This window comes from Streptomyces sp. JNUCC 64, from assembly GCF_054484115.1.
The window spans coordinates 2,734,959-2,760,742 of sequence record NZ_CM137015.1 but is presented as its reverse complement, the minus strand read 5'-3'; the positions used below and the strand labels follow the sequence as shown (position 1 = coordinate 2,760,742).

The following is a 25,784-nucleotide window of genomic DNA, read 5'->3' as shown; positions in this document are numbered from 1 at the left end:
CCGTCGTCGTGGGGCTTGTGCGTCCCGCGCGGCTGCGGTTCCTTGGGGGGCATGGCCGAGACCACGGATACCCCCACATCCGTACCGGACGAGTCTGGTACCCCTCCTCCCCGCGGATCGAGCTGGCGGCACATCGGGCCCGGCATCGTCGTCGCCGCGACCGGCGTCGGCGCCGGTGACCTGGTGGCGACGCTGATCGCCGGAAGCAACTTCGGGTACACCCTGCTCTGGGCGGCCGTCGTCGGCTGTCTGGTGAAGATCTCCCTCGCCGAGGCGGCCGGACGCTGGCACCTGGCCACCGGGCGCACCCTGTTCGACGGCTGGCACAGCCTCGGCCGGTGGACCACCGTCTTCTTCGCCGTGTACGTGGTCGTCTGGGGCTTCGTCTACGGGGCCGCCGCGATGGCCTCCAGCGCGCTGCCGCTCCAGGCCCTGTTCCCCGACGGCTGGTCGTTGGAGACCTGGGGAGTGGTCTGCGGACTCGTCGGGCTCGCGTTCGTGTGGTTCAACCGGTACGCCGTCTTCGAGAAGGCGATGACGGTCCTGGTGGGCGTGATGTTCGTGGTGACGGTGTACCTCGCGGTACGGGTCACCCCGAACCTCGGGGACGCCTTCGCCGGACTGCTGCCGGTGCTGCCCGACGCGAAGGACTCGGTCCTCAACACGCTCGGACTGATCGGCGGCGTCGGCGGGACGATCACCCTCGCCGCCTACGGCTACTGGGTCAACGCCAAGGGCTGGACCGGCCCCGGCTGGATGCGGATCATGCGGTTCGACAACCGGGTGGCCTATCTGACCACGGGCGTGTTCGTGGTCGCGATGCTGTTCGTCGGCGCCGAACTGCTGCACTCCTCCGGGGTCGCGATCACCAGCGGCGAGCGCGGTCTGCTGGACCTCTCCCGGGTGCTGGAGGACCGCTACGGGACGGTCACCGCCAAGCTGTTCCTGATCGGTTTCTTCGCCACCTCGTTCACCTCGCTGATCGGGGTCTGGCACGGCGTCAGCCTGATGTTCGCGGACTTCGCCGCCCGGCTGCGGGGCGACGGCGGCTCCGGCTCCGGGAAGTCGGTGGCGTCCGGCGCCCGCCAGCGGTCCTGGGCCTTCCGGGGCTATCTGCTGTGGCTGACGTTCCCCCCGATGGTGCTGCTGTTCCAGGGGCAGCCGTTCCGGCTCGTCATCCTGTACGGGGTACTGGGCGCCGCGTTCATGCCGTTCCTGGCGCTCACTCTGATCTGGCTGCTCAACTCCTCCCGCACGCCCCGCGAATGGCGCAACGGGCCCCTCAGCAACGCCATGCTGGGCGCCGCGGGCCTGCTGTTCGTGGTGCTGTGCGTCAAACAGGTGTGGGACCAGCCGTGGGGGGACTTCTTCTAGCCCTCGCCCGGCCCGGTCCCTCCGCCCCGGGGAGGAACGGTCCGGTTCCAAGCAGGTCGAGAACTGGATCGACCTGACCGCCGTCGTCCTCGCCGTCGTCGCCACCCGGGCGGCCACCACCCCGCCCCGCGCTCCCGCCCGCAAGCCCGGTCGCGGGAACCGCCGGGCGAAGCGGCGCACCCGCCGCGACAAGTAGGGCCACCGGGAAACCGCGTCCCCGGCCGCCCCTCGCGCCGCCTCGCTCCATCCCGCCGCGCCCGGCCCCACCGCCGGGCCGGGCGGGGCCGACGAGGCCGGGGGGTGCGGCCGAACGGGTGAACGCGGACGGCGGGCATCACCCGGGTGCCGGGCCGCCCCGAGAATGGCCCCCGCCGGACGGGTCGGCGCCCGGCCCGGATGCCGTGTCCACGGTCGGCACAGCGTCAGGAAGGGGAAAGCCCGTCATGCACACCTACGACAGCCTGGTCCACCGATGCGACGAGGTCGACCGCGTCGACCACATCATGACCGTCGCCTTCGCCGAGGACCCGGTCTTCGCCTGGGTCGCCCCGCCCGGCACGGAACGGCGCGAACGGTGGCTCGGCGCGCTGATGCGGTCCTGGCAGGCGTTCGCCCGCCGCAACGGGGGCTTCACCGTCATGAACGCGCTCCACACGGCCGCGATGATCCATCTGCCGCCCCGGGACGGCGGTCTGTCCAGGGCGGCGGTCGAGGAGTTCCACGAGGACATCCGGGCCACCTGCGGCCCCATCGCCGAAGCCGCGGTGACCCTGCTCGAACTCCTCGCGGCCGGTGAGCCCGAGGGCCTGCCGCCGCACCTGCACTGCTGTCTCGCCGGGTCCCTGCCCGAGGGACAGCGCAGCGGGGCGATGAGCTCGCTGGTCACCTGGACCAAGGGCTACGCGGACGCGCTCGGCTGGGAGGTCTACTCCGAGGCGTCGACGCCCCGCACGCTCGCCCGATGGCGCCGCACGGGCATGATCCCCGTAGGCGAGCCGATCACCCTGCCCGGCGGCGACCTCTCCCTCACTCCCGTCATCACCGCCTTCCACACCACCTACGCCCACACCGCCACGGGCACGGGGCCGAGGCCGCCGACGACTCCGTGAACCCGGCCACGTACCCGGCGGGTACGCGGGCGGTCAGGCGGGGACCTCGGCGGTGACCACCGTCGGGGTCCGGTCGTCGGCCTCCGCGAGGAGGGTGCCGTCCGGGGCCCAGACCGCCGCCCCGCCGCAGCCGGTCCACGGCCCGGCGGGGCCCACGTGGTTGGCGAGGACGGTGTACAGGCCGGTGGCGCGGGCGATCGCCGGATGGAGGGCGGCCCGCTCCGCGACCCCGCCGCCCGTTCCGTACAGGGAACTGGCGAGGTGGACCCGGCAGCCGTCCGCCGCGCCCCGGGCGACCAGCTCCGGGAAGTGGTTGTCGTAGCAGGTGGCGAGGGCGAAGCGGACGCCGTCCAGGGTGAAGCGGCCGTCCGTGCCGCCGGGCGCGAACACCTCCCGCTCGCCCTCGTGGAGGTGCTGTTTGCGGTAGGCGGTGAGCAGGACGCCGTCCGCGTCGTGGACCAGGGCGCCGATCGCGGGCCGGGGCCCCTCGGTGGGCAGGGCGCAGCCGACGACGGTGGCGATGCCGGAGGCCCGCAGCGGGTCGAGGCGGGGGTCGTCGGGGGACGTCCACAGGGCGGGGCCGGCGGCGATGGCGGCCGGTTCGTACCCGGTGAGCGCCAGCTCCGGCAGCACCAGCAGCGCGGCGCCCCCGTCCCGGGCCCGGGCGGCGAGCGCCGCGATCCGCCGGACGTTAGCCGGGACGTCCCCGGGAACGCAGCTCAGCTGGGCCGTCGCGATCCTCATGACGGGCAGGGTGCCACAGCGGCACCGCGCCGGACCGGCGGGGGCGTCCCCGACGGTCCCGGAACGGGACGGTCCCGGAACGCGGAAGTTCCGGACCCGGCGTCCCCGGAACGCTCCGAGGCGCCGCCCGGGGGAGGGGCGGCGCCGCGGAGCGGGGTGAGCGTCGCGCGTGTGGGGGTGCGCGGTTCACCCCGGGAGGGGCGGTGTCCCGGGCGGTCACCGGTGTGGGGCCCGGTGACCGCCGACGGTGGACCCGTTACGGCAGTGCGCGAACGTGCGGTCCGACCCCGTTGGACCAGGCGTTGCCCGCCGTGGCGTCCCAGTTGGTCGACCAGGTCATCGCGCCCCGCAGCGTCGGGTAGGCCCGGGCGGGCTTGAAGGAACCGCAGTTGGTGAGCTTGGTCAGGCAGTCCAGGGCGTTGTTGACCACCGAGGGGGCCACGTAGCCGCCGCCCGCCGCGCGGGTGGAGGCCGGGACCCCGATGCCCACCTGCGAGGGGTCGAGGCCGTTCTCGACCTGGATGCAGGTCAGCGCGGTGAGGAAGTCCACCGTGCCCTGGCTGTAGACCTTGCCGTCGCAGCCGAGCATCGCGCCGCTGTTGTAGTACTGGGTGTTGACGACGGTGAGGATGTCCTTGACGTTCAGCGCCGTCTTGAAGTACTCACCCGAGGTGGACTGCATGTCGATCGTCTGCGGGGCCATCGTGAGGACCATCGAGGGTCCGGCCTTCGCCGACAGCTGGCGCAGCGCCTGCGTCATGTAGGTGGCGTTGAGGCCGTTCTCCAGGTCGATGTCGACGCCGTCGAAGCCGTAGGTCTGCATCAGCGCGTAGACGGAGTTCGCGAAGTTCGTCGCCGAGGTGGCGTCGTTGACGCGGACGGTGCCGAGTTCGCCGCCGACCGAGATGATGACCTTCTTGCCCGCGGCCTGCTTGGCGCGGATGTCGGCCCGGAACTGGGCGTCGGTGTAGCCGTTCAGCTGGGCCGAGTTCAGGGTGAAGGACACCGCGCCCGGGGTGGTGGTGGCGTCCGCGAAGGCCACGGCGATGATGTCGTAGGAGTCCTGGACCTGCGCCAGCGTCTGGACGGTGGCCTGGTTGTTGAAGTTCTGCCAGTAGCCGGTGATGGCGTGCTTGGGGATGCCGGTGCCCACGCCCTCCTTCAGCGTCCGGCCCCGGACCACCGGGTTGGACTTGGGGGACTCGCCCGCCGCGTTGACCGCGGTGACCTGGAAGCCGTACTCGGTGTCCGCGGCGAGGCCGGTGACGACCGCCGAGGCCCCGGCCACGGTCTGGATCTTGGTGCCGTCCTCGCGGTAGACGTTGTAGCTGGCCGCGTTGGCGACCGGCTTCCACGACACGTCCAGCGAGCTCTTGGTCGCGCCGCCCACCGCGACCTGGGTGGGCGCCACCGGGATGACGACCGGGTCCTCGCCCCCGCCGCCGTCCGGGCCGAACACCGAGACGTCGTCCACCAAGTACGCGGCGGCGCCGTACCAGCCGTGCGTGTACACGTTCACCGAGGTGGTGGTGGGACCGGTGGTGAAGGTGGTGGTCAGCTGCTTCCAGCCGGCGGAGTCGGGCGTCCAGGTGGAGACGTCCGTGGTGCCGGTGCCGCTGGCGCCGAGGTAGGCGAGGCCGCCCTGCACCCAGGCGCTCAGGGTGTAACGGGAGTTGGGCTTGACGGCGACGGCCTGGGTACAGCGCGCGTTGTCGTGGCCCGCGGGGGTCGCCTTGAGCGCCCCCGCCCCGCTGCGCACCGGGGTGGTCACGGCGGAGCCGGTGCCGCCGGAGCAGTTCCAGTTGGCGAGGCCCGACTCGAAGCCCGCGTTCTTGGCGTTGTTGACGTCGGCGGCGGCCGCGTCGGTGGCGAGTCCGGTCAGGGTCAGGGCCGACGCCGCGAGCACGGCGGACAGGGCTCCCGCCCAGGCCCGGCGGGCGGGTCGGTGGGAACGTCTGGCACGGCCCGCGGGCACGGGCGAAGAGGAACTGCGGTCCACTGTTGCCTCCGGTGGGGGTGGTGGCGGAACGGCGTGGGTGACAGGACGGAACGAGCGAGCGCGGTCGGCCGGACGCGTCGGTGGGGAGCGCGCGGACGTGGGGGGCGTGGGGTGTGCGGGCAGGACGTGCGGCGACCGTGGCGAACAGGGCGGAACTGGCTGAACGGGCGGTGCGGAAGAGCGGGACGGCGGTGTGGGGACCGGACGTGTGGGTGGCCGTCCGGCTGTTGGCGCGTTTGACACGGTGAACTACCGTCGCTGTCCAAGTTGGTCCAGACCAATCGGGGTTGTCAAGACCTGTGACGACACCCCGTGCCAGTTGAGAATGTCCCAAAAGCCTTGTGAGTAAGGGGGGTTATCGCTCGCTTTAGCTCCCCTTAGGGTTCGCTTAGGGTCCGGCGTGCTGGTCCCGGGGTGCCGGAGCCCGGTCGCCGCCCCGCCGGGAGCCGGACGGCCCCCGCCCGGAACCGGGGCCTCCGCCCGGGGCCCGGGACCTCCGCCCGCGACGAGGGCCTCGGTCCGGAACGGGGACCTCCGCCCGTAACAGGGGCCTCCGTCCGGAACGGGAACCTCCGTCTGGAACGGGGGCCTCCGCTTCACCCTGCGTCGACCCCGTTCCCACCAGCCGTGAACCCAACTGGTGAGATCGGGTGTTGAGCGGGCCACCGCGTGGATATGGTGCAGATACAGACAGACACAGGAGTGGCGTCACAGTGGTGCGCGAGGGCGGCGGTCCGACCGCGCCGCCGGGAGGAAGCGGGGGTGTGCGGGTGCCGACCGCCATAGCCGTCACCAGTGCCGACCTGGTGCTGCCCGCCCAGGACCGGCACACGCCGTCCGCGGCCGTGCTCCGGCCCCCCGCGGGCCCCGGAACGGGCCGCGGCGCGCACGCGACCGGGAAGGCCGCCCGGCGGGGCCGCCCCCCGGCGGACGCGTACGACCTCGAACAGTCCCTGGCCGAGATGCACACCCTCATCGAACACCACGGCCATGTCGTGGTGCTCTGCCCCGCCTCCGCGCCGCCCGCCGTCCTCCGGCGGCTGCACACCGTCCGCTCGGTCCTGGAGACCGACCGCGTCGCCCTGGTGCGGACCGATCTGCCGCCGCTGGGCCTCGCCGTCCTCGCCCTCCAGCTCCGCCAGCTGTCGCTGTGCGACTTCAGCCCCGGCGTCCTCGCCTCCGCCGCCCGGTTACTCGCCCACTACATCTACGCCGGGGCGCTGCTGGGCTCCGTCACCCGGTTCGACCGGGTTCCCGTCAACCTCCGTACGCACACCCGCTCCTGGGTTCCCGGCTCCCAGTTCGCGGTGCTCGCCACCCCCCAGCCCGAACTCGTCCGGACCGGCGGCGGCCACGGCCCGGACGGCGAGGCCCCCGCCCTCACCGGACCCGCGTTCGGCACCCGGATGTTCACCGCCACGGGGCAGCTCGCCCCCGACTGGGTCACCGGCACCCTCGCCCCCTCCTGGCGGGTCCAGGGCGTCACCGAGACCCGGCTGCCCGCCGACTCCCCCCGCTGGTGGGCCACCGGCAAGCTCGTCGAGTTCGCCGCCGCGATCCCCGACGTCTCCGTGCTGCACCAGCTCGTCTCCTCCGTGCGCCGCGAACGGTGCCGCTGGTGCGGACTCGAACTCCTCGGCGACCGCTGCGGATTCTGCGCCGCGCCGCTCGCCCCGCCCCCCGACCCCGCCCCGGGCGGCTCCCGGGCCGTACGCGCCGCCCCGACCCGCGCCGCGCCCGAACTCGGCGCCCCGGCCGCCACCCGCGCCCTCACCGGCGGCCCCGTGTAACGCCCGCCCGGCCCGTCCGGATCCCGGCGCCCGCCCCGTCCCGGCCCCGTCCCCGGCCCCCGCCGCGAGCGGCGCCCCGGACCGGACGGGCGGGCCGGAACCGCCCGCACCACCCCCGCACCACCCCGTCCCGCCCCGTCCACCGTCCACGTCCCGATCGAGGTAGTCCGGCCATGAACTCACGCCAGCGCCGTGGCGTCATCCTGCTGGTCCTCTCGGTGCTGTGCGCCCTGGGCGCCTTCGCCGGGGTGCTGGCGGTGATCCGCGACGTGAACTCCAAGGTCGGCCCCGAGGTCACCGCGTACCGTCTGAAGCACGACGTCGCCCCCTACAAGACCCTCACCAGCGGCCAGTTCGAGAAGGTCAGCATGCCCGAGCGGTGGCTGTCCGAGAACGCCGTCACCGACCTCGCCGCCATCCGGGGCAAGATCGCCGTCACCACACTGGAGGCGGGCTCCCTGCTCCAGAGCGACATGATCGTGGACCGCCCCGAACTCGCCGTCGGACAGCAGGAAATCGCCATCATGATCGACGCGGCGACCGGGGTCGCCGGGAAGATCACTCCCGGCTCGACCGTCAACATCTACGCCACCTTCGAGGGCGACGACGAGCGGACCAAGGACCAGTCCCGGATCATCGTCACCGGCGCCAAGGTCATCGACGTCGGCAAGCTCACCGCCCTCGAACCGGACCGGAACGCCCGCTCCCGCCGCGTCAACGAGGCCGTCCCCATCACCTTCGCCCTCGCCACCGCCGACGCCCAGCGCGTCGCCTACGCCGAATCCTTCGCCACCCACGTGCGGCTCGCCCTCGTCGCCCCCGGCGGCGGCTCCGGCGTGGCACCCGGCGAACGCACGTACACCCTCGACCAGGACCGCTAGGAGCCGCCGCGATGAGCGTCCGTGTGCTGCCCGCCGTGGGCGACCTGGAATCCGCCCGCGCCCTGTCGTCACTGCTCGGCCAGTTGCCCGACACCGACCCCGCGCTGCCCGTCGCCGACTCCCACGTCCTCCTCGACACCCTCGCGCGGCTCGCCGCCGAGTCCCTGGGCGAACTCCCCGAGGTCGTCCTCGTCCACGAACGGATCGGCCCCGCCCCCGCCCCCGAACTGATCCGCGAGATCGTCGGACGCTTCCCCTCCGTCGGCGTGCTGCTGCTCACCGCCGACACCTCCCACGACGTCCTCACCACCGCCATGGACTCCGGGGTGCGCGGCATCGTCGGACTGCCCCTCGCCTACGACGCCCTCGCCGAACGCGTCCAGGCCGCCGCCTCCTGGGCCGCCGGGATGCGCCGCCACCTCGGCAGCGCCGACGGCACCCCGCACGGCGGGCCCGGCGGCACCGTCGTCAGCGTCACCGGCGCCAAGGGCGGGGTCGGCACCACCCTCACCGCCACGCAGCTCGCCCTCGCCGCCCGCGCCGGGAACCGCTCCGTCGCCCTGGTCGACCTCGACCTCCAGGCCGGGGACGTCGCCGCCTACCTCGACGTCCAGTTCCGCCGCTCCATCGCGGACCTCGCCGCCATCGGCGACATCAACGCCCGTGTCCTCCAGGAAGCCGTCTTCACCCACGAGAGCGGACTCTCCCTGCTGCTCGCCCCCGCCGAGGGCGAACGCGGCGAGGAGGTCACCGACCGGGTCGCCCGGCAGGTCGTCGCCGCCCTGCGGGCCCGCTACGACGTCGTCGTCATCGACTGCGGCACCCAGATGAGCGCCGCGTCCGCCGCCGCCGTCGAACTCTCCGACCAGGCGCTGCTGCTGGTCACCCCCGACGTGATCGCCGTCCGCGCCGCCAAGCGCATGGTCCGGCTCTGGGACCGGCTCCAGATCCGCAAGGCCGAGGACACCGTCGCCGTCCTCAACCGGCACGGCCGCGCCACCGAGATCCAGGCGTCCCTCGTCGAACGCGTCACCGGCGCCCGGGTCGCCCGCACCACCGTCCCCGCCCACTTCAAGGAACTCCACGCGGTGGTCGACGCGGGACGGGTCCACGACCTCGACCCCAAGTCCACCGTCAAACAGGCCGTGTGGGCGCTCGCCGGGGAACTCGGACTGCTCGCCGCCGACCCCGCCGGACCCGCCACCCGCAGGCGCCGCCTCGGCGGCGACCGGGGCGCCCTCGCGCTGCGCCGCCGCGCCGCCGACGACCGGGGCGCGGTCACCCTGGAGTTCGCGGGCATGTTCCCGCTGCTCCTGGTCGTCCTGGCGCTGCTCTGGCAGTGCGCGCTGTACGGCTACACCTTCTCGCTCGCCGGGAACGCCGCCGACGAGGGCGCCCGGGCCGCGACCGCCGCCGCCGCGTTCGGCGGCGGCGGACAGGGCGCCTGCGAGGCCGCGGCCCGCGAACACCTCCCCGGCGCCTGGCAGGACGCGGACGTCTCCTGCGCCCGGGACGGACTGGTGTGGCGGGCCAGCGTCAGCGCCGAGGTGCCCGTCCTCTTCCCCGGGGTCGACACCGGCTGGGCCGTCGACGCGGAGGCCGGGGCGGCGGCGGAGGGCGAGGACGGCACCGGATGAGCCCCCTCGCCGCCCCGCCACCCACCACGGCCCCCGCCCGGTCCGGTGCGCCTGACGCGCCTGACGCGCCTGACGCGTCCGGTACGAGCGGGACGCCCACCGCCGCGTCCGCCCCCGCTCCCGTCCCCGTGGCGCGCCGGACGGGGTGGGGCGACGGGCGTCGGGCCCGTGCCGTGCGCGGCGCCCGTGACGACGACCGGGGCGTCAGCATCCTGGAGTTCGCCGGGTTCCTCCCGGTGCTGCTGCTGGTCGGCCTCGCCGCGATCCAGCTCGGCCTGGTCGGCTACGCCGCCGGACAGGCCGGTTCGGGCGCCCGCGCCGCCGCCCGGGTCACCGCCCAGGAGGGCGCCGGAGCGGGCGCGGCCGCCGGGTACGCCGCCATGGACGACGCCCTGGACGCCGAGGTGTCCCCCAGCGAGGAGGGCGAGGTGGCGCGGGCCACCGTCACCGTGACCGTCCCCCTGCTCGTCCCGTTCGCGGGATCGGGCTGGGAGGTCACCCGCACCGTCACCATGCCCACCGACGAATGACCCCGATGGACGACCCCCGACGAACGCCCCGGACCGCCGCCCGGCGCCCCGCCCCCGACGAAGACCCCCGGCCGTCCGAAGGCCCCCCGGTCGCCCGAAGCGCCACCCCGAACGGAAGGAGGAACCACCCGTGAGCCTGAGGTCCCGCCGGACCCCCACCGCCCAGGAACCCGGCGGCCTGCGCGAGAACGGTCACCTCGTCGCGGTCTACCGGGCCAAGCTCCTCGAAGAGATCGACCTCGCGGAGATGTCCTCGCTGACCGCCGCCGACCGCCGCGTCCGGCTCGAACGCGTCCTCGGCCATCTGATCAGCCGCGAGGGACCCGTCCTCTCCACCCCCGAACGCGCCCAGCTGATCCGCCGGGTGGTCGACGAGGCGCTCGGCCTCGGGGTCCTCGAACCGCTGCTCGCCGACCCGTCCATCACCGAGATCATGGTCAACGGACCGGACGCCGTCTTCGTGGAACGCGCGGGCCGGGTCGAACAGCTCCCCCTCCGCTTCGCCTCCGACGAACAGCTGATGCAGACCATCGAGCGCATCGTCTCCACCGTCAACCGCCGCGTGGACGAGTCCCATCCGATGGTCGACGCCCGGCTGCCCACCGGGGAACGCGTCAACGTCATCATCCCCCCGCTCTCCCTCACCGGTCCCACCCTCACCATCCGCCGCTTCCCCCGCGCCTACACCCTCCCCGAACTCATCGGCCTGGGCTCCCTCGACGAACAGATGCTGCTGCTGCTCTCCGCGTTCGTCCGCGCCCGCTTCAACGTCATCGTCAGCGGCGGCACCGGCTCCGGGAAGACCACCCTGCTCAACGCGCTCTCCGGACTGATCCCCGCCCATGAGCGCATCATCACCATCGAGGACTCCGCCGAACTCCAGCTCCAGCAGGAACACGTCATCCGGCTGGAGTCCCGGCCCCCCAACGTCGAGGGCAAGGGCCACATCACCATCCGCGACCTGGTCCGCAACAGCCTGCGGATGCGCCCCGACCGGATCATCGTCGGCGAGGTCCGGGGCGGCGAGACCCTCGACATGCTCCAGGCCATGTCCACCGGCCACGACGGCTCCCTCGCCACCGTCCACGCCAACAGCGCCGAGGACGCTCTGATGCGGCTCCAGACCCTCGGCTCCATGTCCGAGGTGCGCATCCCCTTCGAAGCGCTCAAGGACCAGATCAACTCGGCCGTGGACGTCGTCGTCCAGCTCGCCCGCCACGCCGACGGCTCCCGTCGCGTCGTCGAGGTCGCGCTGCTCGTCTCCCACGGCCGGGACGACTTCCGCATCGCCACCGTCTCCCGGTTCGTCCCCCGGCCGCCCGGCCCCGACCGGATCGTCCACGGCCACTTCGAGCACCTGCCGCTGCCCCGCGCCGTCGCGGAGAAGCTGTACGTCGCCAGCGAACCCGTCCCGCCCGCCTTCGGCGTCGCCGCCGAGGGCATCGCCCCACCCCACACAAGGCAGGCCCTCGCATGACCCGGATCCGGAACCGGCGGAGCACGACCCGGACCCCGGGGAGGCGGGCGTGAGCGACTTCGCCCTCCTCGCCCTCGGCGCCACCCTCCTCGCCGCCGTCCTCGCCGTCGCCGGGGCCCACGGCTGGGCCTCGGGGCGCGCCCAGCACCGCGCCCTGGAGGACCGGCTCTCCGGCGGCCCCGCGCACGGCCCCGCCACCCGGGCCCGCCGCTTCGCCGCCCTCGACCGACGGCTGCGCCGCACCCGCCTCGGCCGCGCCGTCACCCTGCGGATCTCCGCCACCGGCCTGGACCTCACCGCCGGGGAGTTCCTCACCTACACGGCCGCCGCCACCGCCGCCCTCTGGCTGATCGCCGCCACCGCCCTCGCCCCGTTCTTCGGACCGGTCGCCGCCGCCGTCGGGGTGTGGAGCGCCGGGATCTTCCTCAACTGGCAGCGCCAGAAGCGCATCGAGGCGTTCATCAACCAGCTCCCCGACGTCGCCCGGCTGCTCGCCAACGCCACCGCCGCCGGACTCGCCCTGCGCACCTCCCTCACCATGGCCGCCGAGGAACTGGAGGCCCCCGCGGGCGAGGAACTCTCCCGCGTCGCCGACCAGCTCGCCCTCGGCCGCTCCGTGGACGACGCCCTCGGCGAACTCTCCCGGCGGCTGCCCTCCCGCGAACTCGTCGTCCTCGTCACCACCCTGGTGCTGTCCAACAAGGCGGGCGGCGCCGTCGTCAGCTCCCTGCGCAACCTCACCCAGACCCTGGAGGACCGCAAGGAGACCCGGCGCGAGGTGCGGACCATGCTCTCCGAGGTCAACGCCACCGCCTTCACCGTCCCCCTGCTCGGCCTCGGCTCCCTCCTCCTCGTCAACTCCTCCAACGAGGGCGCCCTCGCCCGGGTGACCGACTCCCCGGTCGGCCAGATCCTGATGCTGGTCGCCCTCGGGCTCTACGCCGTCGGCTTCCTCGCCATCCGCCGCCTCGGCAAGATCGACGTGTGAGAGGTGCGTACCCGATGACCGCCCTGCTGCTCGCCGCCCTCGCGGGCGCCGCCGTGTGCGGCGCCCTCCTCGGCGTCCGCATGTACCGGGCGGAGACCAGGCTCCCCGACGACCTCGCCCTCGCCCTGGAGGTCGGCGCCAGCCGCGTCTCCACCACCGACTCCGCCGTCGACCGGATCGGCATGCGCTTCGCCCCGCTCGTCCTGCGGCTGATGGGCGGCAAACGGGTCGAGGCCAAACGCCGCCGCATCGACATGGCGGGCAACCCCGGCGGCCTCACCCTCGACCGGTACGCCGCCCGCCGCGCCGTCTACGGGGTGTTCGGCGTCGTCCTCGGTCTGGTCTTCCTCTCCAACGGCCAGTTCCTCTTCGCCGTCCTCACCCTCGCCTTCGGCCTCCTCGCCGCGGACGCCCTCATCTGGCAGGCCGTCCGCGAACGCCGCGCCGTCATCGACCGCACCCTCCCCGACTTCCTCGACGTCCTCGCCGTCGTCGTCTCCGCCGGACTCGGCTTCCGGCAGGCCCTCGACCGGGTCGCGGAACGCTACGAGGGCCCCTGGGCCGACGAACTGCGCATCACCTTGCGCCAGATGGACATGGGCGTCGGCCGCCGCCAGGCGTTCGACGAACTGCGCCGCCGCAACGACTCCGAACAGGTCGCCCAGTTCGTCTCCGCGCTCCAGCAGGGCGAGGAACTCGGCTCCCCGATCGCCGAGACCCTCATCCAGATCGCCGCCGACATGCGCCGCACCGACGCCCAGAACGCCCGCCGCCGCGCCGCGAAGACCATCCCCAAGGCCACCGTGGTGACCCTGCTCTTCATGCTGCCCGCCACCATGATCCTCATCGCCACCGGGATGTTCCTCGGCTCCGGCACCGACTTCGGCTCCCTCCTGGGGGAGTGATGCGCCCCTTCCGCCCCTTCCTCCGTCTCCGTCCCCTCCGCCGTCTCCGTCCCCTCCGCCTCCGAGCCGCCATCGACGGCCGGGCCGCCGCACGGGGTTCCGAAGCCCACGGCTCCCGTCCCGGCCACGGCTCCCGGTTCACCCACGACCACCGGGACGGCCGAGAGCACCGGGAGGGCCGAGAGCACCGGGACGTCGGGGACCGCTGGCCCACCCGCGACGACCGGCCCGCCCGCGACCGCCGGGACGTCCGCCGCGCGGGCTCCCCCCTCGCCACCCGGCCCGGACCCTGGCCCTCCGCGCTGGAGGACGACGCCCCCGCGCCCAGCCTCCGCATCCAGCTCAGCGCCCTCCAGGCACTGTGCCGCCAGGTCTTCGGCGCCCGGCTCGCCATGATCGCCCTCGGGGTGCCCTTCGCCATGGCCGGGGCCGCCGACGGGGCGCCCCGCTACGCCGTCCTCGCCGCCAGCGTGGTCGGCTTCATGGGCTCCTACGCGGTGCTGCGCGACTGGGAACGCGTCGGCCCCCGCATCCTCGCCCACCCCACCCTCATGGGCCTCGACCTCCTTGTCGCCTCCGTCCTCCTGCTCACCGCGTCCCCCGCCTCCCCCCTCGGCTACGTCGCCGTCTGCACCCCCCTCCTCTCCGGACTGCTGTACGGCTGGCGCGGCGCCGGGGTCTTCACCGGCCTCCAGATCGTCGCCCTGCTCACCGCCTACCGCGCCTGGGAGGCCCGCCCCGGCAGCGGGCCGAGCACCGCCCTGCTCGCCGGGTTCTGCGTCGCCGCCGGGATCACCGGCGTCACCCTGCGCAATCTGATGTTCCGCTTCGGCGCCGCCACCCGGGCCCTGGCGGAGGCCAACGCCGACCTCGTCGTCCGTGACGCCGTCGAGTCCGAACGGGCCCGGCTCGCCCGTGAGATGCACGACTCCGTCACCAAGACCCTGCACGGCCTCGCCCTGACCGCCGAGGCCCTCGCCGCCGAAGCCGACCGCGCGGACCCCCGGGTGCTGAGGGCCCGTGCCGAGGAGGTCGCCGCGGCGGCCCGCCGCGCCGCCACCGAGTCCCGCACCCTGCTCCGCGACCTCCGCGCCCCGGACGCCCCCGCCCCCGCCCCCGACCTGATCACCGAACTCACCACGACGGTCGAGGACTTCCGGGCCCGCACCGGACTGCCCACCACCCTGCGCACCACCACGCCCCCGCCCCGGCTCCCCGTCCCCCGCACCGTCGCCCACGAGACGGCGACCATCGTGGGGGAGGCCCTGGAGAACGCCCACCGCCACGCCCGGGCCACCCGCGTCACGGTGACCGTCACCCCCGGACCCCACGCCCTGACCGTCACCGTCACCGACGACGGCACCGGCCCGCCCGCCCCCCTCTCCCCGACCCGGCTGGCCCAACTGCGGACCCACGGCAGGTTCGGCCTGATCGGCATGACCGAACGCGCCCGCTCCCTGGGCGCCACCCTCCACATCACCCCGGCCGCCCCACCCGCCCCTGGCACCACCGACAGCCCCGGAACCACGGAGCTCGCGGGCACCACGGGGACGACAGGAACCACAGAGGTCACGGGAACCACGAGGGCCATGGAGACCACAGGGGCAACGGCAACCACGAAGGTCACAGAAGTCGTCATGGGGACCACGGGAGCCACAAGCACGGCAGCGCCCAGCGGAACGACCGTACGGCTGACCATCCCCCACCCTTCAGCCGCCGAAGCCGCCGAAGCCCCCGCGCCCCCCGAACCACCGTCCCCGCCCCGGCCGACGACACCGTCGCGCCCAACGCGACCGCGCTCGACATCGCCGCGCCCGCCCCGACCGTCACCGGAACCCCACCCCGCCCGCCCCGACCTCCCCCTTCTCCCTCTCCCTCCCCTCCTCCCGGAGGCAGACCGTGCCCCCTCCTCCTGAACCGCAGCCGCTGAGGGTGGTCGTCACCGACGACAACCCCGTCGTACGGGCGGGCCTCGCCGCGCTCCTCGGCACCCGACCCGACCTCACCGTCGTCGCCGAGGCGGCCAACGGCGCCGACGCCCTGACCGCGGTCCGCCACCACCGGCCCGACCTCGTCCTGCTGGACGTCCGGATGCCCGGCGCGGACGGCCTCACCGCCCTGCCCGAACTGGCCCGGATGGCACGGGTCCTGATGCTCAGCTACGGTGCCGACCCGGAGACGGTCCGGGCGGCACGGGACCTGGGGGCCCTCGGATACCTGGTCCACGGGGAGTTCACCACGGACGAACTCGTCGCGGCGGTCCGTGGCACACGACACGGCCGGGGCACGCGCACCCCCTCCGCACGGGACGCCTGGTCCACGGCGGAGCCCTCCCCGGAGCCGGATGTCTCGACGCACCCGGTCACCGCGACCCGGCCGTCCGGATCGGACCAACTTCCTTCGCAGCTGCAACGGTTTGTGGGACAGTCGTGGTGGTCCCGCGACGGCCACCCCCGAGCGGCCCGCGACGGCGGACCCGGCCCGCTCGCTTTCGGTCTCAGCTCCAGGGAGGTGGAGGTCATGGATCTCATCGCGTCCGGCATGAACAACCGGCAGATCGCCGCCACCTGCTTCATCAGCGAGAAGACCGTCAAGAACCACATCAACCGGATCTTCGCGAAGCTGCAGAGCGGCAGCCGGAGCGAAGCGATCGCCCGCTGGCTCGGCACCGCCCCGCACGAGGGGTGGTCACGATGACCCGCCCGTCCACGAGTTGGGCCCCAGGGCCCACGAGCCGACCCGTCCCCGTCCCGTACCTTTCCGTAGTCGGCCGTGCACAGTACCCGGACGGAAGGACCCACGATGAGGACCCACCTGACCACTTGGCGCCACCGAGTCCTGACCCGAACCCGAGGCCCCCTGCGCGACCGGGGCGCGGGCTTCGTGGAGTACGCGGGCCTGCTGATCATCATCGCGGGGATCTTCACACTGATCGACGGTTTGGGGCTCGACGGTCTGATCTCCGACCGCATCCTGGCGGCAGTGAGCGACGTACTCGGAGGCTGACCGCCGTTTCGACTGGTCAGGCAGACCGAGGTCAGACGCTTCCCCTGTATATCTGGCTGACAGTCATTCTGCTGTTCGCGGCCTTCGCCTTCTTCGTTTTCGCTCAAGCCGCCTCAGCCCGTAACGGTGCGCAATCTGCGGCCGATGCCGCCGCGCTGGCCGCCGCACAGGAGGCGCGCGACGAGTTGCTTGACGGGCTGGAAACCGCGATCGGCGGAGACGAGGAATGGCTTGACTGGCTGACCGGGGATCTGATCGACGGCGCGGGGTCCGAGGCGGCCGCGGAACGGTTGGCCGGTGAGAACGATGCCCGACTGACCGGGTTCGGGCCGATGACGGTGAACGGCTATCCGGGCTATCAGGTGGAAATCGAGACCAATTACGCGGTGGGAGACTCCATCCTTCCCGGTACGGAGTCGATGCGTGCCCAAGCCCAGGCGACCGCTGTGGTGAGGCCACGTTGCGATTTCGCCCCCGACGCCGACCCCACTGACGTCATTGAACTTGACTGCGACGGGGAAACACTCGTCGTCGACCCTGATGAGTTCCGACCGGGCGATCTTCCTGACGCGTCCGTTCTGTTCTCCGTGCATCTGGCTGAATGAAAGGTGTCCCCACCCATGAACCTCCGGCGCAACAAGACCGGCCGAAGGACGCTGACCGCAGTGGCGGCCACCACTCTGCTGATCTTTGCCGTGGGCGGATGCGGTGGGGACGGGCAGGGAGGGGAGAAGGAGGACGACAAGCCGGCCCCCAAGTCACCCACCACTGCGGCCGCCGACAAGGGGCAGCAGGACGTGACCGACGAAGCTTCCGCCGAAGCTCCGGAGAACGAGACCCTTTCCGAAGTGAAGGGAAACGGGCTGACTCTGGCCGTGACCGCCGCCGTGCGTGACCAGGGTGGGTTCGTCACGGTGCGCGGCCGGGTGACGAATGGCTCGGGTAAGCCCTGGTCGGCGGGTGACTGGCGTGGTGACGAGAGGGAACTGTCGAAGAACGGCGGCTCGGTCGCTGGCGCGAGTCTGGTGGACAACGGAGGAAAGAAGAAGTACCTCGTCCTCCGTGACACTGAGGGAAGATGCCTCTGCACCCGTTTCTCGGGGGGAGTCATGTCGGGCGAGACCGTCGACTGGTTCGCCCAGTTCCCCGCCCCCCCCGAAGGCACCACCAAGGTCGACTTCCAGGTCGGTTCCATGCCCCCCGCCGCCATCGAGATCAGCGAGGGCGAGTAGCCGATGACCGCCTCCGCCCCCACCCCCGGAGCCCCCGAGCCTTCCACGCCCGGCCCCGCGCACCCCCGCCCCCGCGCGCCGCGCGGGCGTTCTGCGGGGGCCTCCGCCGCGCTCACCACCCTCCTCGCCCTCCTGATCACCGGCACCCCCGCCGAAGCCGCTCCCGGCGACCCCAGCACACCCCCCGGAAGCGTCTCCGACCCCGCGCCCCCGCCGGAGGTCGACGCCGAAAGCCCCGGGCTGCGCCTCGCCGACGGGGCCCGGCTCGCCCCCGCCAAGGTGCTGGACATCAAGTCGGTGGTCGAGGAACTCGGTGGCCGGGAACGCCGCGAGGACACCAACACGGACGTCAAGTTCGCCCTCCAGGCCGAGGTGCTGTTCCCCAAGAACAGCCCGAAGCTCAACTCGTCGGCGCTCTCCCGGATCGAGGCGATCGCCGACGAGGCCAAGACGCAGAAGGCCACCACCATCCGGGTCTTCGGCTTCACCGACAACCTCGGCTCCTACGAGCACGGCAAGCTGCTGAGCAAGCGCCGCGCCGACTCCGTCCACGACGTCCTCGCCTCCCACCTCGGCCCGGAGGTGACCTACGAGGTGCGCGGCTACAGCGAGGACTACCCGATCGCGGACAACTCCTCCGAGCAGGGCCGTCGGAAGAACCGGCGGGTCGAGGTGTCCTTCCCCCGTGATGGCGCGGCAGCAGCCGAACCCGGCCGGGGCGGCGGGGAGAGCGGCGAGGAAGCGGCCGGATCGGCCGCCCCCTAGCGAGCACCGGTCCCGCCCGGGCGCCCCGCTCCCGACGCCCGCCCGACAGCCGCCCTGGCGCGCCCGGTGACCCGGCGGGCCCCGGCCACCTCCCGCGAACAGCGCCTCCCCGGTCGGCCGGACCCCGTCCCGGCCGACCGGGACTCAGCCGACCGGGACTCAGCCGACCGGGACTCAGCCGACCGGGACTCAGCCGACCGGGACTCAGCCCGGCGGGTACGCCCCGGTCGTCCCGTCGGTCAGTTCGCGCAGGATGTCCATGTGCCCCGCGTGCCGGGCGGTCTCCTCGATCATGTGGACGAGGACCCATCGCAGGGACACCGTCGCCCCGTGCCACGCCGTTCCCGTGTCCTCCAGGGCGGTTTCCCGGATCGCCCGGTCCGCCGCGGCCCGCGCCCGCCCGTAGAAGTCGACGATCTGTCGCGCGGTCTCGTCCGGACCGAGTGACATGTCCTCGGAGGTGTCCGGGTCGAACCAGAGCGGTTCCACCTCGTACCCGAAGGTCTCGCAGAACCATCCGTACTCCACCGAGGCCAGATGCTTCACCAGGCCGATCAGATTCGTCCCGGACGGGGTCAGCGGACGCCGCAGCCGCTCCTCGTCCAGCCCCTCCAGCTTCCACAGCACCGCGTCCCGGTGCCGGTCCAGACTGGTGAGCAGGATGTCCTTCTCGTCCCCGGTGTAGGGGCCCCTTCGTGTCATCTCCGGACCCTACCTCCCACCGTCTCCGGCGCCCCCGGGCCCGGACCGGCCCCGGACGGTGCGCGCTCCGGCCGGAAGGACCGGAAGGACCAGGGGACCGGAGGGCCGGAAGAAATGGAAGGTCCCGTGGCTTGGACCAGAAGTACTGTCGTCAGACAAGTGGTCCACGGGTGCGAGGAGTTGGTCATGGTCAGGGGCAAGGGTCCGTACATATGCGGTCTGGACGCCGCAGTCGACGTCGTCGGCGGGAAGTGGAAGCCGCTGATCCTCTGGGCCCTGGACGACGCCGAAGGGCCCCTCCGGTTCGGTGAGCTGCGCCGTCAGGTACCGGGGGTCAGCGAGAAGGTGCTGATCCAGCAGCTCCGGGAACTGGAGGCGGACGGTGTGGTGCGCCGTGAGGTGTTCCCGGAGGTCCCGCCCCGGGTCGAGTACTCGTTGACGGACGTCGGCGACCTGCTGAACACGGCACTGGGCCCGCTCGGCGAGTGGGGCGGCCGCCACATGGACATGATCGTCGCCCGTAAGCACCCGGAGTACAGGAAGCCCGCCACGGCCGAGCCCGCTCCGTCCGCGCCCCCGACCGCTCCCACCCCTCCCTCCGCTCCGGCCTCTGCGGCTTCCCGTTCCGCCCAGGCCCCCAGGATCGTCGCCGAGACCTCCGACGCGGCCCTCGGCGTCGACCACCCCCGCCGGGTCGTCCGGGTCCCGCGCGCCCCCGGCGGTCGGACCCCGGGCGCCGGCCGCCCGACCCCCACCCCCCGGGCGACCGGCGGCGTCTGAACCGTCACCGGTGGACGGGGCCGGACCAGGGGCGGGGCCGGGGCGCGGGCGCCGGAAGGCCGACCGGGGGAACGGCTACGTCCGCCTTGCGTCCGGCCGCCCGGACGGTTTCCACATCGTTATCGCCATCGGCTCGATTCCACGCCGGACGTCGCATAGGTTCAGACCAAGGTAATTCGCGTGAGCAAAGCCGCGCGGTACGGCACCGCGCGGTGGAGGGGGCCGCGCGGTGCCGTGACCTCTCGGGCCCGCCCCGCGCCCCGACTCCGCCCCGGCCCCTCGGCTGCGTGACCTCCCCCGGCCGCCACGCCCACCCGGTGCCCCGTCCCCGTCAACCGGGCGCCCGGCACCCCCTCACCCACCAGAGGGACCCCGCCCCCGACGCCCCTTCCGCGTCCACCGGCGGGCCCGACCCGACACGCCGCCCCGCAAAACGTTCCTTACCGGTGGTTTCCACCCCTGGATCGGTGCCCGGACCCGGGCCGGAGCGGGGTTCGAGGCTGTTTCGAGGTCGCATGGAGCCCGGGCCGGGGAACTGCGGAGCGTAGTGGTCCGTCGTCAATGCGCGCGATGTTCCTCACGAAGGGTTATGGTGGAAACCCCCCCTCGGGCCGGTCCGTATCCCCCCCCACGGACCGGCCCGTTTTCCGTCCCGCGCTTCCCGAGCCGGAAGCGCGCCCCGGAAGCGCGGCCTCGCGGCACGGCCCCCGAAGCGCGAACCCGGCAGCGCTGCCCCCTGCCCCCCGGATCAGCACCCTCCGGGTCAGCGGCCCCCGGATCAGCGCCTCCTGGGATCAGCGGCCCCCCGGACCAGAGGCCCCCGGACCAGCGGCCTCGGGACCAGCGGCCCCCGGGACCAGCCGTCCCTCCCGCCTCTCACCCCCGGTTGGCCCAGATGTTCGTCCCGGGCGTCGGCACCGCGTACGTGTCGATCTCCGTCAGCTCCTCCGGGGTCAGCCCCGGACCGTCCAGCGCCGCCACGTTCTCCTCCAGCTGCCGCACGCTCGACGCGCCGATCAGCGCCGACGTCATCCGCTCGTCCCGCAGCACCCACCGCAGGGCCAGCTGGGCGAGGGACTGGCCGCGGCGTTCGGCGATGGCGTTCAGGGCGCGCAGCCGCCGCAGCACCTCCTCGCTCAGCAGGCCCGGGTCCAGCGACTTGCCCTGGGTGGCGCGCGAGCCCTCGGGGACGCCGTCCAGGTACCGGCCCGTCAGCAGTCCCTGGGCGAGCGGCACGTACGCGATGCAGCCCATGCCCTCCGCCTCCAGGGTGTCCAGCAGGCGGTCGTCCTCGGTCCAGCGGTTGATCATCGAGTACGACGGCTGGTGGATCAGCGGGCGCACCCCCATCTCCCGCAGCAGCCCGGCCGCCTCCGCGGTCTGCGCGCTGCTGTACGAGGAGACCCCCACGTACAGCGCCTTGCCCTGCCGCACCGCGGACGCCAGGGCGCCCATGGTCTCCTCCAGCGGGGTGTGCGGATCGAAACGGTGCGAGTAGAAGACGTCGACGTAGTCCACGCCCATCCGGGCCAGGGAGGCGTCCAGCGAGGACAGCAGGTACTTGCGGGAGCCCCACTCGCCGTACGGGCCGGGGTGCATCAGGTACCCGGCCTTGGTGGAGATCACCAGCTCGTCGCGGTGGGAAGCGAAGTCCTCGCGCAGCAGCCGGCCGAAGTTCCGCTCGGCCGAGCCGGGCGGCGGGCCGTAGTTGTTGGCCAGGTCGAAGTGGGTGACGCCCAGGTCGAAGGCGCGGCGCAGGATCGCCCGCTGCGCGTCCAGCGTCCGGTCGTCGCCGAAGTTGTGCCACAGGCCCAGGGAGATCGCGGGCAGTTTCAGCCCGCTGCGGCCGGAGCGCCGGTACTCCATGGAGTCGTAGCGGTCCGGTCGCGCTCGGTAGGAGATCGTGTCGGTCATGCGCCCGAAACTACTTCAGCCGGGCATCGCCCCCGGGTCGGCGCATCCCACGCACACCGGTAGGGTGTCGCCCCTCGGGGACGGCTATTTCCACCAAGGGGCTGAACAGACGTGAACCTGCGCGACCTGGTGTACGGACTCTACGCGCGCCGGGTCGAGGGACGCCTCGACCACGATCAGGTGCCCAAGCACATCGGGGTCATCCTGGACGGCAACCGGCGCTGGGCGAAGGCGTCGGGGGAGAGCACCGCGACGGGTCACCGGGTGGGCGCCGACAAGATCTCCGAGTTCCTCGGCTGGTGCGCGGAGACGGACGTCGAGGTCGTCACCCTGTGGATGCTGTCCACGGACAACCTGGACCGCCCCGAGGACGAGCTGGTGCCGCTGCTCGGGATCATCGAGGACGCGGTGCGCGGCCTCGCCCAGGACGGCCGCTGGCGGGTCCACCACGTGGGCACCATGGACCTGCTGCCCGGCGGGACGCAGCGCGTCCTCAAGGAAGCGGAACAGGCCACCCTCGACAACCCCGGGATACTCGTGAACGTCGCCGTCGGGTACGGCGGGCGGCAGGAGATCGCGGACGCCGTCCGCTCGTTGCTGCTGGACCACGCCCAGCGGGGCACCAGCTTCGAGGAACTGGCCGAGCTGGTCGACATCGACGTGATCTCCGAGCACCTCTACACCCGTGGCCAGCCGGACCCCGACCTGGTCATCCGCACCAGCGGTGAGCAGCGGCTCTCCGGGTTCATGCTCTGGCAGTCGGCGCACTCCGAGTACTACTTCTGCGAGGTCTTCTGGCCCGCGTTCCGCAAGGTCGACTTCCTGCGCGCGCTGCGCGACTACGCCGCCCGCCACCGGCGTTTCGGCGGCTGACGCCACCCGTCCGGACGGGCCCGCCGGGACCGGCGGCACCGGACGTTCACCGAGCCGCCGTCAACTCCTGTGGCATGACGGTGGGTTTTGGAGGGAATAAGCCACCCAGGTCGGCATCCGAACGGTACCGGTTCAGCGGTACCGGAGGGGTGTCGTACCGCGGGCGGCAGCGGGCCGTCCGCCCGGGAGGTTCCTTGCACCAGGTGCACCGCACGTACCGTGCGGACGAGGCGGAGGGCCGCCGTCCGGCCCGCGTCTCGCGGCCCGAACCCGGTTCGTTCCTTCCCTGTGGGGTGGCGCCCGGGGCGCTCGGTCGCCCCGTCGCCCCCCGACCTCATCCGAGGGGGTACGTCCTTCCGTGGTGATCAGCACGAAGCGCCGCACGCCAGACCGGCGCACCTATGTCCTCGACACCAGCGTCCTGCTGGCCGACCCGAACGCGATGACCCGTTTCGACGAGCACGAAGTCGTGCTGCCGGTCGTCGTCATCACGGAGTTGGAGGCCAAGCGGAACCATCCGGAACTGGGCTACTTCGCCCGACAGGCCCTGCGGTTGCTGGACGACTACCGCGTCCGGCACGGGCGGCTCGACGCCCCGCTCCCGGTGGGGGAGCTGGGCGGCACGCTCCGGGTGGAGCTGAACCACTCCGATCCGGGGGTCCTCCCGGTGGGGTACCGGCTGGGGGACAACGACTCCCGCATCCTCGCGGTCGCCCGCAACCTGCAGGCCGAGGGGTACGACGTCACGGTCGTCTCCAAGGACCTGCCACTGCGCATCAAGGCGTCCTCCGTGGGGCTGCTCGCCGAGGAGTACCGGGCCGAGCTGGCCATCACGGACTCCGGGTGGACCGGGATGTCCGAGCTGTCGCTCTCCGCCGAGCAGGTGGACCTGCTCTTCGAGGGGGAGGGGGAGGCCCTGTTCGTTCCGGAGGTCGCGGACCTGCCGGTGCACACCGGGCTGACGATCCACTCGGAACGGGGCCGGGCGCTCGGCCGGGTCACCGCGGACGGCCGGGTGCGGCTGGTGCGCGGGGACCGCGAGGCGTTCGGCATCAAGGGGCGCAGCGCGGAACAGCGGGTGGCGCTGGACCTGTTGCTCGACCCGGACGTGGGGATCGTGTCGATGGGCGGCCGGGCGGGCACCGGCAAGTCGGCGCTGGCGCTGTGCGCGGGCCTGGAGGCCGTGCTGGAACGCCAGCAGCACCAGAAGGTGATGGTCTTCCGTCCGCTGTACGCGGTGGGCGGGCAGGAGCTGGGCTATCTGCCGGGCACCGAGGCCGAGAAGATGAGCCCCTGGGCGCAGGCGGTGTTCGACACGCTGTCGGCGGTCACCAGCCGTGAGGTGATCGAGGAGATCACCGCGCGCGGGATGCTGGAGGTGCTGCCGCTCACCCACATCCGCGGACGTTCGCTGCACGACGCGTTCGTCATCGTGGACGAGGCCCAGTCGCTGGAGCGCAACGTCCTGCTGACGGTGCTCTCCCGGATCGGCGCCGACTCCCGGGTGGTCCTCACCCATGACGTGGCGCAGCGGGACAACCTGCGGGTCGGCCGGTACGACGGGGTGGTGGCGGTGGTGGAGAAGCTCAAGGGACATCCGCTCTTCGCCCATGTGACGCTCACCCGTTCGGAGCGGTCGCCGATCGCCGCGCTGGTGACCGAAATGCTGGAGGACGGGAGCATCTAGCCGTCAACGCGGTGAAGTTCTGATAGGTCCCCTTGTGGGGGATACCGGGCGCCGCCCGGCTGGGCGATCGGAGCCGAAAGGCCCGAAAGCTTAGCCGGGCGGCGGTCGTTCGTGGGGGAGTCGGGGACAAATCACTGGTCCGTGTGAGGTGTGACCTTTCCCACTCAACCCGGAATTGCCCTGCGGTGTAAGGCTGCGGCAAAGTCTCTGTCCTGTCAGGCCCCGCATACGACACACCGTGCCGAGCGGTCTCCGGAGCAACACCGGTCACCGTGGCACACTGCCGTACCAGAACTCCATAACGCCCGTCGTATGCCGCCCGAGCACCACCGGGCGCTCCCGTCGCGGGAGTTGCCCACCGGGTCCGTGCCTCCCGTGACCCCGTGTTTTCGGAGGCCAGCGCCAAGGGCACGATCGCGTCCGTGAGGGGTCACCCGTGCGGGCGACGCTGGAAGGAAAACGTGTGAGCCGGATCTCCGTCCGGGGATTCGCCGTGGCATCCGCCACCGCGGTCACCACCGTCGGCGCCGTCGTCGGCGTCGCCTCGGGTACTCCGCAGGACACCTCGAACGACTTCGAGGCCAGCGCGAGCGACTCGACGCTCCTCGCGGACATCCCCTCGGGCCAGCAGGCCCAGGTCATGACCGCGTCGCTGACGCAGCAGGCCGACGCCCAGGCGATCGCCGCCGACTCCGTCGCGAAGAAGTCGGCGGAGGAGACCGCCCGCGTCCAGGCCGCCAAGGACGCCGTCGCCAAGCAGCAGGAGGCGAAGGCCGCCAAGGCCAAGGCCGCCGCCGAGGCCAAGGCCAAGGCCAAGGCGAAGGCCGAGGAGGAGGCCAAGGAGCGCGCCGAGAAGAAGGCGAAGGAGGAGGCCGCCAGCCGGTCCGCCACCCGCACCGCCTCCGCCACCGGCAGCCTCCCCACCACCGCCAAGGGCTCGTACAGCATCGCCGAGATCCAGGCGATGGCCCGCTCCGTGGTCCCCGCCGACCAGTTCCAGTGCTTCAGCAACATCGTGGACCACGAGTCCGACTGGAACTACAAGGCCGTCAACCCGTCCTCCGGTGCCTACGGCCTCTTCCAGGCGCTGCCCGCCTCGAAGATGTCCTCCGCCGGTTCCGACTGGCAGACCAACCCCGCCACCCAGATCAAGTGGGGCCTCAGCTACATGGAGGGCCGCTACGGCAGCCCCTGCGGCGCCTGGGACTTCTGGCAGGCCAACCGCTGGTACTGAGACCGGCCCCGTCCGGGGCGCGGCTCAACCTTTCCGGACCCCTCACCGTCCTTCGGTGAGGGGTCTTCGGCATGTACGGTTGGGCGGGCTCCGGGCGGACCGGGGGGAGCTGGTGAGCGGCGCACGCCGGGCGCGCGCCGGACGCGAGCGACGCGGC

At 72.9% G+C, this 25,784-nt stretch carries 22 protein-coding genes and 1 pseudogene; 19 read left to right on the top strand and 4 right to left on the bottom strand.

The window, feature by feature from the left end; all coding sequences use genetic code 11:
- Positions 1–51: 51 nt before the first annotated feature.
- Together ACVWNX_RS11035 and ACVWNX_RS11030 are read left to right on the top strand one after the other, a co-directional pair.
- Complete coding sequence (locus ACVWNX_RS11035; protein ID WP_454413728.1) at positions 52–1,374, top strand: Nramp family divalent metal transporter; 1,323 nt, start codon at positions 52–54, stop codon at positions 1,372–1,374.
- Positions 1,375–1,817: 443 nt separating this feature from the next.
- The gene (locus ACVWNX_RS11030; protein WP_454413727.1) at positions 1,818–2,483 is read left to right on the top strand and encodes a hypothetical protein; all 666 of its coding nucleotides are present in this window, start codon (positions 1,818–1,820) and stop codon (positions 2,481–2,483) included.
- Positions 2,484–2,516: 33 nt separating this feature from the next.
- On the opposite strand, the gene ACVWNX_RS11025 is transcribed toward ACVWNX_RS11030, so the two are convergent.
- On the bottom strand, positions 2,517–3,227 hold the full coding sequence (locus ACVWNX_RS11025) for a carbon-nitrogen hydrolase family protein (protein WP_454413726.1): 711 nt from the start codon (positions 3,225–3,227) through the stop codon (positions 2,517–2,519).
- 256 nt (positions 3,228–3,483) lie between these two features.
- On the bottom strand, positions 3,484–5,226 hold the full coding sequence (locus tag ACVWNX_RS11020) for a chitinase (RefSeq protein WP_454413725.1): 1,743 nt from the start codon (positions 5,224–5,226) through the stop codon (positions 3,484–3,486).
- Between the two features lie 764 nt (positions 5,227–5,990).
- Between ACVWNX_RS11020 and ACVWNX_RS11015 the strand changes: the two genes are divergently transcribed.
- From ACVWNX_RS11015 to ACVWNX_RS10955, 13 genes are all read left to right on the top strand, one after another.
- A complete protein-coding gene (locus tag ACVWNX_RS11015) occupies positions 5,991–7,016 on the top strand; it encodes a hypothetical protein (protein ID WP_454413724.1) in 1,026 nt (341 codons plus the stop codon).
- Positions 7,017–7,189: 173 nt separating this feature from the next.
- Positions 7,190–7,897: a Flp pilus assembly protein CpaB gene (cpaB, locus tag ACVWNX_RS11010; RefSeq protein ID WP_454413723.1), complete on the top strand. Its 708-nt coding sequence runs from the start codon at positions 7,190–7,192 to the stop codon at positions 7,895–7,897.
- Between the two features lie 11 nt (positions 7,898–7,908).
- Complete coding sequence (locus ACVWNX_RS11005; RefSeq protein WP_454413722.1) at positions 7,909–9,534, top strand: AAA family ATPase; 1,626 nt, start codon at positions 7,909–7,911, stop codon at positions 9,532–9,534.
- A 173-nt stretch (positions 9,535–9,707) separates the two neighbouring features.
- Entirely contained in the window at positions 9,708–10,064 is a 357-nt protein-coding gene (locus ACVWNX_RS11000; RefSeq protein ID WP_454413721.1) for a TadE/TadG family type IV pilus assembly protein, read from the top strand.
- 130 nt (positions 10,065–10,194) lie between these two features.
- The gene (locus ACVWNX_RS10995) at positions 10,195–11,541 is read left to right on the top strand and encodes a CpaF family protein (protein ID WP_454413720.1); all 1,347 of its coding nucleotides are present in this window, start codon (positions 10,195–10,197) and stop codon (positions 11,539–11,541) included.
- 49 nt (positions 11,542–11,590) lie between these two features.
- Positions 11,591–12,529, top strand: a complete 939-nt coding sequence (locus ACVWNX_RS10990) for a type II secretion system F family protein (protein ID WP_454413719.1) — start codon at positions 11,591–11,593, stop codon at positions 12,527–12,529.
- A gap of 14 nt (positions 12,530–12,543) precedes the next feature.
- Positions 12,544–13,434 (top strand): DUF5936 domain-containing protein, encoded by an 891-nt coding sequence (locus ACVWNX_RS10985; protein WP_454414715.1) that lies wholly within the window; start codon positions 12,544–12,546, stop codon positions 13,432–13,434.
- Positions 13,434–15,350, top strand: coding sequence for a sensor histidine kinase (locus ACVWNX_RS10980; RefSeq protein ID WP_454413718.1), 1,917 nt, complete (start codon positions 13,434–13,436; stop codon positions 15,348–15,350). The genes ACVWNX_RS10985 and ACVWNX_RS10980 overlap by 1 nt, the downstream gene beginning before the upstream one ends.
- Positions 15,334–16,131: a response regulator gene (locus ACVWNX_RS10975; protein ID WP_454413717.1), complete on the top strand. Its 798-nt coding sequence runs from the start codon at positions 15,334–15,336 to the stop codon at positions 16,129–16,131. Before ACVWNX_RS10980 ends, ACVWNX_RS10975 begins: the two co-directional genes overlap by 17 nt.
- Before the next feature lie 105 nt (positions 16,132–16,236).
- Positions 16,237–16,440, top strand: coding sequence for a hypothetical protein (locus ACVWNX_RS10970; RefSeq protein WP_454413716.1), 204 nt, complete (start codon positions 16,237–16,239; stop codon positions 16,438–16,440).
- On the top strand, positions 16,437–17,045 hold the full coding sequence (locus ACVWNX_RS10965; RefSeq protein ID WP_454414714.1) for a pilus assembly protein TadG-related protein: 609 nt from the start codon (positions 16,437–16,439) through the stop codon (positions 17,043–17,045). Before ACVWNX_RS10970 ends, ACVWNX_RS10965 begins: the two co-directional genes overlap by 4 nt.
- A 15-nt stretch (positions 17,046–17,060) precedes the next feature.
- Positions 17,061–17,672, top strand: coding sequence for a hypothetical protein (locus ACVWNX_RS10960; RefSeq protein ID WP_454413715.1), 612 nt, complete (start codon positions 17,061–17,063; stop codon positions 17,670–17,672).
- A 3-nt stretch (positions 17,673–17,675) separates the two neighbouring features.
- Positions 17,676–18,437, top strand: coding sequence for an OmpA family protein (locus tag ACVWNX_RS10955; protein ID WP_454413714.1), 762 nt, complete (start codon positions 17,676–17,678; stop codon positions 18,435–18,437).
- A gap of 204 nt (positions 18,438–18,641) precedes the next feature.
- Here the strand turns inward: ACVWNX_RS10955 and ACVWNX_RS10950 are convergent, their stop codons facing one another.
- The gene (locus ACVWNX_RS10950) at positions 18,642–19,139 is read right to left on the bottom strand and encodes a DinB family protein (protein ID WP_454413713.1); all 498 of its coding nucleotides are present in this window, start codon (positions 19,137–19,139) and stop codon (positions 18,642–18,644) included.
- A 186-nt stretch (positions 19,140–19,325) separates the two neighbouring features.
- Between ACVWNX_RS10950 and ACVWNX_RS10945 the strand changes: the two are divergent.
- Positions 19,326–19,664, top strand: a pseudogene (locus tag ACVWNX_RS10945) (winged helix-turn-helix transcriptional regulator); the annotation flags it as partial.
- Positions 19,665–20,795: 1,131 nt separating this feature from the next.
- Here ACVWNX_RS10945 and mgrA read toward each other — a convergent pair.
- On the bottom strand, positions 20,796–21,833 hold the full coding sequence (gene mgrA, locus ACVWNX_RS10940; RefSeq protein WP_454413712.1) for an L-glyceraldehyde 3-phosphate reductase: 1,038 nt from the start codon (positions 21,831–21,833) through the stop codon (positions 20,796–20,798).
- Positions 21,834–21,944: 111 nt separating this feature from the next.
- Here mgrA and ACVWNX_RS10935 point away from each other — a divergent pair, with 111 nt between their 5' ends.
- The 3 genes from ACVWNX_RS10935 to ACVWNX_RS10925 all read left to right on the top strand — a co-directional run bounded on the left by ACVWNX_RS10935 (position 21,945) and on the right by ACVWNX_RS10925 (position 25,627).
- On the top strand, positions 21,945–22,706 hold the full coding sequence (locus ACVWNX_RS10935) for an isoprenyl transferase (protein WP_454413711.1): 762 nt from the start codon (positions 21,945–21,947) through the stop codon (positions 22,704–22,706).
- 358 nt (positions 22,707–23,064) lie between these two features.
- Positions 23,065–24,393: a PhoH family protein gene (locus tag ACVWNX_RS10930; protein WP_454413710.1), complete on the top strand. Its 1,329-nt coding sequence runs from the start codon at positions 23,065–23,067 to the stop codon at positions 24,391–24,393.
- A 463-nt stretch (positions 24,394–24,856) separates the two neighbouring features.
- Complete coding sequence (locus ACVWNX_RS10925; RefSeq protein WP_454413709.1) at positions 24,857–25,627, top strand: aggregation-promoting factor C-terminal-like domain-containing protein; 771 nt, start codon at positions 24,857–24,859, stop codon at positions 25,625–25,627.
- Positions 25,628–25,784 lie beyond the last annotated feature (157 nt).

Bases quoted from the DNA above. Each gene is read 5' to 3' on its own strand.
- ACVWNX_RS11025 (WP_454413726.1), bottom strand. From the start codon at position 3,227: ATGAGGATCGCGACGGCCCAGCTGAGCTGCGTTCCCGGGGACGTCCCG.
- cpaB (WP_454413723.1), top strand. From the start codon at position 7,190: ATGAACTCACGCCAGCGCCGTGGCGTCATCCTGCTGGTCCTCTCGGTG.
- ACVWNX_RS11005 (WP_454413722.1), top strand. From the start codon at position 7,909: ATGAGCGTCCGTGTGCTGCCCGCCGTGGGCGACCTGGAATCCGCCCGC.
- ACVWNX_RS11030 (WP_454413727.1), top strand. From the start codon at position 1,818: ATGCACACCTACGACAGCCTGGTCCACCGATGCGACGAGGTCGACCGC.
- ACVWNX_RS10960 (WP_454413715.1), top strand. From the start codon at position 17,061: ATGAACCTCCGGCGCAACAAGACCGGCCGAAGGACGCTGACCGCAGTG.
- ACVWNX_RS10950 (WP_454413713.1), bottom strand. From the start codon at position 19,139: ATGACACGAAGGGGCCCCTACACCGGGGACGAGAAGGACATCCTGCTC.
- mgrA (WP_454413712.1), bottom strand. From the start codon at position 21,833: ATGACCGACACGATCTCCTACCGAGCGCGACCGGACCGCTACGACTCC.
- ACVWNX_RS10985 (WP_454414715.1), top strand. From the start codon at position 12,544: ATGACCGCCCTGCTGCTCGCCGCCCTCGCGGGCGCCGCCGTGTGCGGC.
- ACVWNX_RS10980 (WP_454413718.1), top strand. From the start codon at position 13,434: ATGCGCCCCTTCCGCCCCTTCCTCCGTCTCCGTCCCCTCCGCCGTCTC.
- ACVWNX_RS11035 (WP_454413728.1), top strand. From the start codon at position 52: ATGGCCGAGACCACGGATACCCCCACATCCGTACCGGACGAGTCTGGT.
- ACVWNX_RS10970 (WP_454413716.1), top strand. From the start codon at position 16,237: ATGAGGACCCACCTGACCACTTGGCGCCACCGAGTCCTGACCCGAACC.
- ACVWNX_RS10955 (WP_454413714.1), top strand. From the start codon at position 17,676: ATGACCGCCTCCGCCCCCACCCCCGGAGCCCCCGAGCCTTCCACGCCC.